This is a genomic window from Xanthomonas sp. SHU 308 (assembly GCF_000364645.1).
GTDB classification, from domain to species: Bacteria; Pseudomonadota; Gammaproteobacteria; order Xanthomonadales; family Xanthomonadaceae; genus Xanthomonas_A; species Xanthomonas_A sontii.
Genome location: NZ_AQOK01000816.1, coordinates 1 through 12,179, shown reverse-complemented (window position 1 = coordinate 12,179; position 12,179 = coordinate 1). Strand labels below are relative to the sequence as shown.

The window sequence follows — 12,179 nt, the reverse complement described above, 5'->3', positions numbered from 1 at the left end:
TGGGGTCCAGCCGGCGACCGGCGCGGCGCGACGTTGCGCCGCGGCGTCGGCGTCGGCCTGCTCCTGCGCGGTCAGGCCGTCGATCACGCTGCGCAGCCGTGCCAGCGCCGCGGCGGCGTCCTGGCCTTCGGCCGAAATGGTCACGGTGTCGCCGGCGTGCAGGCCCAGTTGCAGCAGTGACACCAGGTTCTTGGCGTCGCCGACCTGGTCGCCGGCGCGCACCTGGATGCGGGCGGCGAAGCCGCGCGCGGTTTCCACCCAGCGCGTGGCCGGGCGCGCGTGCAGCCCGGTGGGGTAGCGCACGGTCCAGTCGAAGCGCTCGGCCAGGTCGCTGGCCGCGGCGGTGGGCGCGGTGGCGGCCGCGTCCTCGCTCAGCGCGGCGACGATCGCCTGCGGGTCGTTGCTGGCGAACAGCGCCTCCAGCTTGGGCGGATCCTGGATCAGCCGGGTCAGGCGCCGCAGCACGGTGATGTGGGTGTCGGACTGGGCGGCGATGGCGACCACCAGGTGCGTGGTCTGGCCCGGGTTCCACTCCACGCCGTCGCGCAGCTGCAGCACCGCGATGCCGTCGCGGCGCACCAGGTGGCGGTCCTCGCCGGTGCAGTGCGGGATCGCCACGCCATGTCCCAGGAAGGTGTTGGCCAGTGCTTCGCGGCGCAGCATGCTGGCCTCGTAGGCCGGCGGCACGCAGCCGGCGGCGACCAGCAACTGCGCCGCCTGGGCGATTGCGTCGGCCTTGTCGCGGGCCTGGACATCGACCCGGACCAGGTCGCTGGAAACCAGGGGAGAGGCGGGCGTCTGGGACACGCGGAATCCTTGAGGGTGGGCGGCAAGTGGGCGCAGTGTGGGAACGTTCCCAGTCCATCGTCAATGTGCAGTGCACAATTCTTTCGGAAAAGCCTGGTGCTACTATCTGGTGGCGCCACACGACAGGGGGTCGACATGGAAAAGAAGCGGGAACGTTGCCAGTGAGCGTCAGCATCCACGACGTGGCGCGGGTCGCCGGCGTCTCGACCTCGACCGTGTCGCGCGCACTGGGCCACGGCCCGGTCAGCGAGGAGGTGCGGGCGCGGGTGGAAGCGGCGGTGCGCGAGACCGGCTACCGCCCCAACCTGATGGCACGGCGGCTACGCTCGCAGCACTCCGGGGTGGTGGGGCTAATCGTCGCCGACATCCGCAATCCGTTCTTCACCGCGGCCATTCGCGCAGTCGAGGACGTGGCCTACCGCGCCGGCATGCGCGTGATCCTGTGCAATACCGACGAGGATCCGCAGCGCGAGGCGCTGTATCTGCAACTGATGCAGGAAGAGCGGGTCAGCGGGCTGATCTTCGCCCCCACCCGCACCACCCAGAGCCAGCTGGGCAAGTTGACCTTCGATCATCCGGTGGTGCTGCTGGACCGCGCCGGCAAGAGCGGTACGCACGACAGCGTGGTGCTGGACAACGTCGCGGCGATGGCGGCGCTGGTCGATCATCTGGTCGGCCGCGGCGTGCGCCGCATCGGCGGCCTGTTCGGCAAGACCAGCAGCACTGCCGCCGAGCGTCGCGACGGCTATCTGGAAGCGATGCGCGGGCACGGCCTGACGCCGGACTACCGCGAGGTGGCACCGAGCGCGGAGGCGGCGATCGCCGAGGTCCAGGCCTGGCTGGCGCAGACGCCGCGACCGGACGCGCTGGTGGCCAGCAACAGCCTGCTGCTGATGGGCGCGCTGAAGGCCGCGCGCGCGGCCGGCCTGCGCATTCCGCAGGATCTGGCGCTGGCCGGCTTCGACAACGAAAGCTGGACCGACCTGGTCGAACCCGGCATCACCGTGATCGAACAGCCGGTGGAAGAGATGGGCCGCACCGCGATGTCGCTGCTGCTGGAGCGGATGAACGCGCCGACGCAGCCGACCCGCAAGGTGGTGCTCAGTGGCCGCTGCATCGTGCGCGGGTCGAGCCTGCGCTGACCGTCGGCGTTCGGTGCGGTTGGGGAGGGGGCCGCTGCGGCGACCGTGGTGTGCCGCAGCGGAAGTCGTGGCGTCCTTACTCGCTGCCGTCCGGTCGCGGGTAGTCGTGCTCGGGATCGGCGTGGTCGCGCTTGGGGTCGCTGTCGGGTTGGTCGCGATCCTTCCACTGCGCGTCGTCGTTGTGGATCTTGTCCGGCGTGTGGCTGCGTTGCTGGGAATCGTGGGCGTTGTCGCGGTTGGCGGGCGGGGACATGACGAACCTCCTGGATCAGGCGGGAGTGGGCGCCGGATCCGGATGGTGGTCGTGCTGCTCGGATCCGTCCAGGCGCGCCCAGCAGGCGACGACCAGGGTTTCGGCATCGCTCCAGGCGATGCGCGGCCAGGGGTGTTCGGCGTCGTAGCGCTGACGCAGGCGCTGCAATCGCACGTCGTTGGATTCGCGCGGCAACTGCAGGAACACATCGCAGGCCATCTTGATCAGGCGCGCATGTTCGCTGAACGACTGCGACCCCAGTTTGCCCGCCGCGTGCAGCGCCTTCCAATGCGCCAATTCGGCTTCGACATCCACGAGCAGGCTCGGAGCGTGACTCACGCGAGTTCTCCTTGAGTGAGAGGAAAGAGGGAGGCGGAGGGTGCCCCCCTGGCAGCCACCGCTCCATCACCCTAGGCCGCGGTGCGTAAAGGTGAGGTGGTGCTCATGTGGTGTGCATGACAAGACGCGCGCTCACACGGCCACAAAGCGTGATGTTGGACGCCGCCTTTCACACACGGCGTTGTGAAGGCGGCCCGCGATGCGTGTGAAGGCGCGACACGCAAGCGCAGTCCCGGCGTTCCGCGGATCGACTTGGTCCGCGCCGCTCGAGCGGCTTACCATGGACCGCGCCCGCGTCCGCGGGCATCTCGTTTCTCCCCTCACGCGCCGACGGCCGCCGCTGCCGGTGCCCGCAAAGGACTGGCATGCCCGTTGCTCCCGTGCTCGACTCCGCGCCGCCGCGCATCGCCGTGATCGGCCTCGGTTATGTGGGCCTGCCGCTGGCGGTGGCGTTCGGCGCCCGCCACGACACGCTCGGCTACGACATCGATGCGCAGCGCGTGGCGCAACTGCGCGACGGGCACGACCAGACCCTGGAACTGGAGGCCGAGGAACTGCGCGCCGGCGTGCACCTGCGCTACAGCGACGACGCGGCGGCGCTGCGCGACCGCAACGTGTACATCGTCACCGTGCCGACCCCGATCGACGCGCACGAGCAGCCCGACCTGCAGCCGCTGCGCCAGGCCAGCGAGTTGCTGGCCGGCGTGCTCAAGCGCGGCGACCTGGTGATCTACGAGTCCACCGTCTACCCGGGCACCACCGAGGAAGTCTGCGTGCCGCTGCTGGAGCAGGGCTCGGGATTGCGCTGCGACGTCGACTTCCATTGCGGCTACAGCCCGGAGCGGGTCAATCCCGGCGACCGCCAGCGGCGCCTGGCCGACATCCGCAAGATCACCTCCGGCTCGAACCCGGCCGCCGCCGATGCGGTGGACGCGCTGTATGCCGGCATCATCGCCGCCGGCACCTGGCGCGCGCCATCGATCCGCGTGGCCGAGGCGGCCAAGGTGGTGGAGAACATCCAGCGCGACGTCAACATCGCCCTGGTCAACGAACTCGCCCTCATCTTCGACCGCCTCGGCATCGATACCCAGGACGTGCTGGACGCGGCCGGCACCAAGTGGAACTTCCTGCCGTTCCGGCCGGGCCTGGTCGGCGGCCACTGCATCGGCGTGGATCCGTACTACCTGCTGCACAAGTCCGAGAGCGTGGGCTACCACCCGGACCTGATCCACACCGCGCGCCAGGTCAACAACCGGGTCGGCGCGCACGTCGCCGCGCGGGTGCAGGCGCTGCTGGCCGGCAAGGGCGTGGCGATGGCCGATGCGTCCGTGCTGGTGCTCGGCGTCACCTTCAAGGAGAACTGCCCGGACCTGCGCAACAGCCGCGCGCTGGAGCTGGTGCAGGCGCTGGCCGCGGCCGGCGCCCGCGTCGACGCCTGCGATCCCTGGGCCGACCCGCAGGCGGCGCAGGCGCATGGCGTGGACCTGCTGCCCGAGCCGGTGCCCGGCCGCTACGACGCGGTGGTGCTGGCGGTGGCGCACGCGGCCTACCGCGACCTGGACGCGGCGCAGATCCGCGCGCTCGGCACACCCGATCTGGTGGTCTACGACGTCAAGTCGGTGTGGCCGCGCGCGGCGGTGGACGACCGGCTGTAGCGCAGTTCTCGGGCGCGCGTACCGTCTGGTGTCACCGGCGCATTGGCATGCGCTGGCTGTACCTGCGCCAAGCGGCCCCGATGGCGGTTGCAACGCCATGACCGCGACACCCTCTACACTCGCCGGCTTACGAGGCCTGCGAGGACCGCGATGCACCGCTACCTAGCCTATATCGCCAGCTGCGTGCTGCTGGCGCTGTCCATCGCCCTGTGCGCGATCTGGCCGCTGTGGGGCTGGGGCGTGGCGGCCTTCGCGGTGCTGGCGGTGCTGGGCACCGTGGACCTGCTGCAGACCCGCAGCACCCTGCGCCGCAATTATCCGATCCTGGCGCATTTCCGCTATGGCCTGGAATCGGTCGGCCCGGAGATGCGCCAGTACTTCCTGCAGAGCGACATCGAAGAGGCGCCGTTCTCGCGGCAGCAGCGCGCCCTGGTCTACCAGCGCGCCAAGAACGTGATGGACGTGGTGCCGTTCGGCACCCAGCGCAGCACCTACGCGCCGGACTACGAATGGATCAACCATTCGCTGGCCACCTGCGAGATCGCCGACCACGACTTCCGCGTCACCATCGGCGCCGGCTGCGCGCAGCCGTACGCGGCCAGCGTGTTCAACATCTCGGCGATGAGCTTCGGCGCGCTGTCGGCCAACGCCATCCGCGCGCTCAACGCCGGCGCGCGCCAGGGCGGCTTCTACCACGACACCGGCGAGGGCTCGATCTCGCCCTACCACCGCGAGTGCGGCGGCGATCTGGTGTGGGAGATCGGCTCGGGCTACTTCGGCTGCCGCGACGAGGAGGGGCGCTTCGACCCGCAGCGCTTCGTCGCCAACGCCACGCTGGAGCAGGTCAAGATGATCGAGATCAAGCTCTCGCAGGGCGCCAAGCCGGGCCACGGCGGCGTGCTGCCGGCGGCCAAGGTCAGTGCCGAGATCGCCGCCACCCGCGGCGTCGCCATGGGCCAGGACTGCGTGTCGCCGTCGCGGCATTCGGCGTTCTCCACGCCGCTGGAGCTGCTGCAGTTCGTGGCGCGGCTGCGCGAGCTGTCCGGCGGCAAGCCGACCGGTTTCAAGCTGGCCATCGGCCACCCCTGGGAGTGGTTCGCCATCGCCAAGGCGATGCAGGAAAGCGGCCTGTACCCGGATTTCATCGTCGTCGACGGCGCAGAGGGCGGCACCGGCGCGGCGCCGGCGGAGTTCATCGACCACGTCGGCGTGCCGATGCACGAGGCCCTGCTGCTGGTGCACAACACCCTGGTCGGGCTGGATATCCGCGAGCGCATCAAGCTCGGCGCCGCCGGCAAGATCACCAGCGCCTTCGACATCGCGCGCACCCTGGCGCTGGGCGCGGACTGGTGCAACGCCGGGCGCGGCTTCATGTTCGCGCTGGGCTGCATCCAGTCGCTGAGCTGCCACAGCGACCGCTGCCCGACCGGCATCGCCACCCAGGACCGGCGCCGCTGGCAGCACCTGGACCCCACCGACAAGGCCACCCGGGTCGCGCACTACCACGCCAACACGCTCAAGGCGCTGCGCGAACTGCTCAGTGCCGCCGGGCTGACGCATCCGTCGCAACTGGGGCCGGAGCACATCCTGCGTCGCATCTCGCAGGTGGAGATCCGCTCGCTGGCCTCGCTGTACCGCTACCTGGAGCCGGGCGAACTGCTGCGCACCGTGCCCGACCATGCGGTCTTCCACGATTACTGGGGCGACGCGCGCAGCGATTCGTTCCAGCCGCCGGAACGCATCCGGCGCCTGCGCGACAGCAAGTCGCAATGAGCGAGGCGCCGTCGGCGCGGTTGCGGCCGGCTACCTTGCGCAGGGCTATGCCGTGGTAAGCGAGGGAAGCTACCCGCATCCCTGCGGGATCGTCCTCGATTGCGTGTTCATGGAGAAGCGCGCCGCGCCGGCGATGCCGTGAGGTAGGCATCCCACAACCGATGCGTTCTGACAGCGGCGGGGCAGGGCGTTCGCTTTTTTGCATCGCCGCATCGGTCACGCATGCTCGCCATCGCTGCCGCCGCCCGTTATCGTGCCGTTTCCTTCTCAGCGTGCCGCGCATGAATCAGCCCTCGGTCCCCGACGTCGTTCCCGCGCCGCTGCCCGTCGACGAAGCCGAGCGCCTGCGCGCGCTGGCCGAGCTGGGGATGCTGGACACTGCACCGGAACCGGCGTTCGACGACCTGATCTGGCTGACCAGCCAGTTGTGCGAGGTGCCGATCGCGCTGATTTCGCTGATCGACGAGCGCCGGCAATGGCTCAAGGCCAGTTGCGGCCTGCCTGCCGGCACCACCGGGTATCCGCGCGAGATGGCGTTCTGCACCTATGCCTTGCTGGAGCCGCAGTTGCTGGAGGTGCCGGACGCCACGCTGGATCCGCGTTTCGCCGGCAACCCGCTGGTGTGCGGCACGCCACACCTGCGTTTCTACGCCGGCATGCCGCTGATCGGCGACCAGGGCTACAGCTACGGCACCCTGTGCGTGATCGATATCCGTCCACGGCAGTTGGACGCACGCCAGCGCGAAGGTCTGCAGCGCCTGGCCAGGCAGGTCACCGCGCATCTGGAGGCGCGCCGCGACGCGCGCATCGCCCACGACCAGGCCAAGACGCTGAGCCTGCTGCTGGAGACGATGCCCGACGGCGTGGTGTCGTGCCAGGCCGACGGCACACTGGGCGAGTTCAACCAGGTGGCGCGGCAGTGGCACGGCGCCGATCCGCGCGCCTTGCCGCCCGAGCAGTGGGCGAAGTACTTCGACCTGTTCGACGCCAGCGGCCAGCGGCTGCTGACCAGTGACGAGGTGCCGCTGGTCCGTGCCTGGCGCGGCGAATCGGTGCGCGATGCGGAGATCGTGATCGCCGCCAAGGGGCAGGCGCCGCGCAGCGTGCTGTGCAATGCGGAACGGCTGGACGGCGGCGATGGGCGCAGCCTGGGCGCGGTGTGCGTGATGCGCGACGTCAGCGTCGAACGCGCGGCGTCGCATGCGGCGCTGCTGGCCGGGCAGCGTTTCTCCGGCGCGTTTTCGGCGGCCGCGCACGGCATGGCGCTGGTGTCGCTGGAAGGGCACTGGCTGGACGTCAACGACGCCTTGTGCACGATGCTCGGCTACAGCCGCGCGGAGCTGCTGGAACTGCGCTTCCAGGATTTGACCCATCCCGAGGACCTGGCCGAGGACATGGAACAGGTGGCTGCGTTGATCGCCGGCCGCCGCAGCGACTACCGCAGCGAAAAGCGTTATCGCCATCGCGACGGCCACACCGTGCGTGCGCGCCTGTCGGTATCGCTGGTGCGCGACGAACAGCAGCGTCCGCTGCACTTCGTCACCCATATCCAGGACATCACCGAGCAGCACCTGGCCGAACACCGCCTGCGCGACAGCGAAGCGCAGCTACGCACCATCGCCGACAACGCGCCGGCGCTGATCGCCTACCTCGACCACGACCTGTGCTACCAGTTCGTCAACCGGCCGTATGCGGCGTGGTTCGGGCTGGCGCCGGAGCGCATCATCGGCCGCCGCCTGCACGAGGTGCTGGATCCGCAGCAACTGGCCCTGCTGCAACCCCACCTGCCGGCGGCGCTGCAGGGCGTGCCGGCGCAGTTCGACGCCGAGCTGTGCGATGCCACCGATGCGTTACGGATCATGCATTTCAGCCTGATTCCGGACGTGGCCCTGGCGCCGCAGCGGATCGGACTGCATCTGATGATCAGCGACATCACCGGGCAGACCCGGTTGGCGCGGCTGCTGGAAGAGCGCGCGCTGCGCGACGAACTGACCGGGCTGCCGAACCGCATGGCCTGGAACCAGACCCTGCGGCGGCGCATGAACGAGCGCCGTGGCCAGGGCCAGGTGGCGGTGATGTTCCTGGATCTGAACGACTTCAAGAGCGTCAACGACCGTTTCGGCCATCACGTCGGCGATGCGTTGCTGGTGCACTTCGCGCGGCTGCTGCAGCGTTGCCTGCGTGGGCAGGACAGCATCGCGCGGTTGGGCGGCGACGAGTTCGTGGTGCTGCTGGAAGGCCTGGCCGACGCCAGGCGCGAAGTGCTGGCGGCCGCGGCGCGGATCATGGAGGCGTGCGCGGACGGCTGCGAGGTCAGTGGTCGGCACCTGCCGTTGCAGCCGAGCATCGGCATCGCCGTGCAGGCCGGGCCCGGCTTCGATCCGGTGCTGCTCACCCAGCGCGCCGACGAGGCTATGTACGTGGCCAAGCGGGATCCGCAGGCGCGGGTGCAGATCGCAACCCTCTGAGCGCGGTCCGCCGGCGCGATGCCCGCGCTGGCTACGGTGCGGTGTCCGCGGCCACGCGCCGGAACGGATAGTGACCGCCATCGGCGTCGAGCGTGCCCTGGTCGGCATCGCCGGGCGTATCGAAGCGGATGACGATGTCCTGCGCGCTCAGGAAGAACGCGTGATCCGACGCGGGAATCAGTGGGTAGGCCTGATCCTTGCGCAGTTCCACCAGCAGGCGGCCCTGCGCTTCGCGGATCCGGAACGTGCCCAGCTCGGGAATGGCGAAGCTGCCGACGAAGCGCCGTTGCGCGGCGATGTCCAGCGCGACGGCGGTGCGCCGGATCGGCTGGAAATCCGGCCAGGCATAGGCCGCGGCGATGGCGCGCACGATCTCCAGACCCAACTGGTAGCCCTGGTCGCCGTTGCTCAGCACCACGGCGCCATCGCATCCTTGCGGATACACCACCAGCGTGGCCTTGTAGCCGGCGTTGGAACCGTCGTGATAGACGTACTTGCGCGCGCTGGCGCCGCCGATGTTCAGGCCCAGGCCGTAGCCGTCCCGCACCGGGGTCATCATGCCGCGGGCGCTGGCGGCGGACAGCACGCGGCCGCGACCGGCCTGCGCATCGCACAGTTCGATCGCATAGCGCGCCAGGTCCTGCGCGTTGGTCCACAGGCCGGCGGCGGCCAGTTCCGGGTAGGTGTGCGGGCCGCCTGCCACCCGCGCGCCATTGGCATCGTGCGGTTGCGCCGCGTGCGCCAGATCGCGTGCGGGCAACGGCTGGCGGAAACTGCTGGCGCGCATGCGCAGCGGCGCCAGCGCGCGCTGCTGCAGCAGCGTCGGAAAATCCTGCCCGCCGACGTCGATCAGCAACTGCTGCATCACCGTGTAGCCGCCGCCCGAATAGCGGTAGCGCACCCCGACCGGCGCCTCCACCCGCACCGGCGCCGAGTTCGCGGGCGCCTGGCCGTCGAGCACCTGCTGCAGGGTGGGCACGGCGGCGCCGCGGGCGTAGCCATCGAAACCGTGCACGCTGGTGCCGGCGGTGTGCGACAGCAGTTGGCGCAGGGTCACCGGATGGTCGTGGCTGTCGGCGGAATCGGGCAGGGTCCACGAGGTCAGTCGCGCATTGACCGGGGCGTCCAGCGCCACGCGTCCGTCCTGGACCAGGGACAAGGCCGCCATCGCCGCCACCGGCTTGCTCACCGAGCCGGCCTGGAACAGGGTCCTGGCATCGACCGCGGTCCCACCGGTGGCGGTGACGCCATAGCCCTTGGCCCAGGCGACGCGGCCGCGATGGATCACCGCGATCGCCACGCCCGGGACGTGCAGCGCGTCCATCTGGCCACGCAGCGACAGTTGCGCGCCTGCCTGGTCCTGGGTGACCACGGCCGGCAACAGGCCATGCTCGACCTGCCGGATCTTCGGGCTGGCGCTGGGTGCGGCGCTCGCGGCCACGACGTTGCCGGCCAGGCCAAGTGCGCAGAACAGGATCGATGGACGCATGCGTCGCTCCAGGCGGGAGGTGAGCTGGAACCGCGAGACAGCCGCGGTCGCCACGTCCGTGCAGGAATACGTCGTGCGGCCACGACGACGACAGGCCCGAAGGTCACTGGCCATTCCGGCCAGTCGCGTGCCGGCGCCGCTCAGCGCGTGGCGCGTTGCAGCCAGGCCACCGCGCCGCGCCCGGCGCGCACGCCGCTGGCGAAGCACGCGGTGAGCAGGTAGCCGCCGGTCGGCGCTTCCCAGTCGAGCATTTCGCCGGCGCAGAAGGTGCCGGGCAGCGCCCGCAGCATCAACTGCGTATCCAGCGCTTCCAGGCGCACGCCGCCAGCGCTGCTGATCGCCTCGGCCAGTGGGCGCGGGCGCAGCAGGGTCAGCGGCAGGCGCTTGAGCGTGGCCGCGGCCAGCGCCGGATCCTGGCCGGCCTGCTTGCCCAGGATCTCGAACAGCAGCGCCGCCTTGACCCCGTCGATGCCGGCCTGGCGGCGCAGGTGTTCGCCGAAGCTGCGGCCGCCGCGCGGCTTGCCCAGTTCGGCCTGCAGCCGCGGCAGGTCGCGGCCCGGTGCCAGGTCCAGCCACAGCGTGGCCGGGCCGTGTGCGGCGATGGACTCGCGCAGATCCGCGGCCAGCGCATAGATCAGGCTGCCCTCGATGCCATGCTCGCCGACCACGCATTCGCCCTGCAGCGACTGCGCCTGACCCTGCGCGTCGTGCCAATGCGCGACCACCGGCTTCAGCGGCGCGCCGGCGTGGCGTTCGCGGAAGTGCGCGCTCCAGTCCACGTCGAAGCCGCAGTTGGCCGGCTGCAGCGGCGCCACTTCCACGCCGCGCGCGCGCAGCGTGTCCTGCCAGGCGCCGTCGGAACCGAGTTGCGGCCAGCTGCCGCCACCGAGCGCCAGCACGCAGGCATCGGCCTGCACGCGCTGCTCGCCGTCGGCACCGGCGAAACGCAGCGCGCCGTCCGCGTCCCAGCCCAGCCAGCGCTGCTGCACGTGGAAGCGCACGCCTGCGTCCTTCAGCCGCCGCACCCAGCCGCGCAGCAGCGGCGCGGCCTTGCGATCCAGCGGGAACACCCGGCCGGAGCTGCCCACATAGGTCTCCACGCCCTGCGCCTGCGCCCAGGCGCGCAGCGCGTCGGCATCGAAGTCGGCCAGCCACTCGCCGACCGCCGTCGCGCGCTCGCGATAGCGCGCGACGAAGCGCTCGAACGGATCGGAGTGGGTCAGGTTGAGGCCGCCCTTGCCGGCGATCAGGAACTTGCGTCCCACCGAGCCCTTGGCCTCGTACAGGTCGACCTCGGCGCCGGCGGCGCGCGCGGTCTCGGCGGCGATCAGCCCCGCCGGGCCGCCGCCGACGATGGCGAGACGGCCGCGCACCGGCGCGGCATGCTTGCTGGCGAGCATCGGCGCAGTCGGCTCAACGCGGCTGGACATCGAGCAGTTCGACCTCGAACACCAGCGAGGCGCCCGGCGGGATCACCCCGCCGGCGCCGCTGTCGCCGTAGCCGTAGTCCGACGGCAGCATCAGCAGGCGCTTGCCGCCCACGCGCATGCCGGCCACGCCCTCGTCCCAGCCGCGAATCACCTGGCCGGCGCCGAGCACGAAGCTGAAGGGCTGGCCGTGGTCGGCGGAGGCGTCGAACTTCTCGCCGCGCTTGTCCTTGGCGTGCTCGTCGTACAGCCAGCCGGTGTAGTGCACGGTGACCCGGCTGCCGGGGCGGGCCTCGGCGCCGTCGCCGACGCGCTCGTCGGTGGCCTGGAACGCGGCGATGCTGCCGCCGGGCGGCGGACCCGGCGGGGTGCAGCCAATCAGCAGCCACGCCGGCAACGACAGGCTCAACAGCAGCAGGATTCGGCGCATGCGGGACGTCCACGGCGGGCAGGGCGTGCAAGGGTAGCGCATCGCCGCAGCGGCTATCATGCGGTGCATGGCCAAACTGCTGCTCAATCTGCGTCACGTGCCCGACGACGAACGCGCCGAGGTCTGCGCGCTGCTCGACGCCGCCGGCATCGGCTACTACGAAACCCGCGCCGGCACCTTCGGCATCTCCGCCGGTGGCATCTGGTTGCGCGAGGACGCCGAGCAGGCGCGGGCCAAGACGCTGCTGGCCGAGTACCAGGCCCAGCGCGGCGAACGCGCCCGCGCCGAGCGTGCCGCGGCGCTGCGCGACGGCAGCGCGGAGACCTTCGCCAGCCTGCTGCGGCGGCGCCCGCTGTTCGTGCTGGCGACGCTGCTGGGCATGCTGCTGGTCGCTTC

Annotated in this window: 11 protein-coding genes; 5 read left to right on the top strand and 6 right to left on the bottom strand. The window is 70.9% G+C overall.

The window, feature by feature from the left end:
• On the bottom strand, nucleotides 1-807 hold an 807-nt coding region (locus tag D588_RS0121525; protein WP_026143974.1), incomplete at its 3' end, for an HPr family phosphocarrier protein.
• Between the two features lie 161 nt (nucleotides 808-968).
• Here D588_RS0121525 and D588_RS0121520 point away from each other — a divergent pair.
• Complete coding sequence (locus tag D588_RS0121520) at nucleotides 969-1,949, top strand: LacI family DNA-binding transcriptional regulator (protein ID WP_017917475.1); 981 nt, start codon at nucleotides 969-971, stop codon at nucleotides 1,947-1,949.
• Between the two features lie 76 nt (nucleotides 1,950-2,025).
• Here the strand turns inward: D588_RS0121520 and D588_RS28285 are convergent, their stop codons facing one another.
• Both D588_RS28285 and D588_RS0121510 read right to left on the bottom strand, forming a co-directional pair.
• Nucleotides 2,026-2,202 carry a hypothetical protein gene (locus D588_RS28285; RefSeq protein WP_010341034.1) on the bottom strand — a complete coding sequence of 59 codons (177 nt, stop codon included), beginning with the start codon at nucleotides 2,200-2,202 and terminating at the stop codon, nucleotides 2,026-2,028.
• Nucleotides 2,203-2,217: 15 nt separating this feature from the next.
• Nucleotides 2,218-2,541, bottom strand: a complete 324-nt coding sequence (locus tag D588_RS0121510) for a hypothetical protein (RefSeq protein WP_017917474.1) — start codon at nucleotides 2,539-2,541, stop codon at nucleotides 2,218-2,220.
• Between the two features lie 365 nt (nucleotides 2,542-2,906).
• On the opposite strand from D588_RS0121510, the gene D588_RS0121505 reads away from it, so the two are divergent.
• The 3 genes from D588_RS0121505 to D588_RS0121495 all read left to right on the top strand — a co-directional run bounded on the left by D588_RS0121505 (nucleotide 2,907) and on the right by D588_RS0121495 (nucleotide 8,437).
• Nucleotides 2,907-4,196 (top strand): nucleotide sugar dehydrogenase, encoded by a 1,290-nt coding sequence (locus D588_RS0121505; RefSeq protein WP_039729525.1) that lies wholly within the window; start codon nucleotides 2,907-2,909, stop codon nucleotides 4,194-4,196.
• 150 nt (nucleotides 4,197-4,346) lie between these two features.
• Complete coding sequence (locus D588_RS0121500; RefSeq protein WP_017917473.1) at nucleotides 4,347-5,969, top strand: FMN-binding glutamate synthase family protein; 1,623 nt, start codon at nucleotides 4,347-4,349, stop codon at nucleotides 5,967-5,969.
• Between the two features lie 281 nt (nucleotides 5,970-6,250).
• The gene (locus tag D588_RS0121495) at nucleotides 6,251-8,437 is read left to right on the top strand and encodes a diguanylate cyclase (protein WP_017917472.1); all 2,187 of its coding nucleotides are present in this window, start codon (nucleotides 6,251-6,253) and stop codon (nucleotides 8,435-8,437) included.
• A 31-nt stretch (nucleotides 8,438-8,468) separates the two neighbouring features.
• Here D588_RS0121495 and D588_RS0121490 read toward each other — a convergent pair whose 3' ends face one another.
• The 3 genes from D588_RS0121490 to D588_RS0121480 form a co-directional block, all read right to left on the bottom strand.
• Nucleotides 8,469-9,926: a serine hydrolase domain-containing protein gene (locus D588_RS0121490; RefSeq protein WP_017917471.1), complete on the bottom strand. Its 1,458-nt coding sequence runs from the start codon at nucleotides 9,924-9,926 to the stop codon at nucleotides 8,469-8,471.
• 140 nt (nucleotides 9,927-10,066) lie between these two features.
• The gene (locus D588_RS0121485) at nucleotides 10,067-11,326 is read right to left on the bottom strand and encodes a TIGR03862 family flavoprotein (protein ID WP_017917470.1); all 1,260 of its coding nucleotides are present in this window, start codon (nucleotides 11,324-11,326) and stop codon (nucleotides 10,067-10,069) included.
• A 13-nt stretch (nucleotides 11,327-11,339) separates the two neighbouring features.
• Nucleotides 11,340-11,783 carry an FKBP-type peptidyl-prolyl cis-trans isomerase gene (locus tag D588_RS0121480; protein ID WP_017911084.1) on the bottom strand — a complete coding sequence of 148 codons (444 nt, stop codon included), beginning with the start codon at nucleotides 11,781-11,783 and terminating at the stop codon, nucleotides 11,340-11,342.
• Nucleotides 11,784-11,850: 67 nt separating this feature from the next.
• Between D588_RS0121480 and D588_RS0121475 the strand changes: the two genes are divergently transcribed.
• The coding region (locus D588_RS0121475) for a DUF6164 family protein (protein WP_017917469.1) at nucleotides 11,851-12,179 on the top strand (329 nt) is incomplete at its 3' end.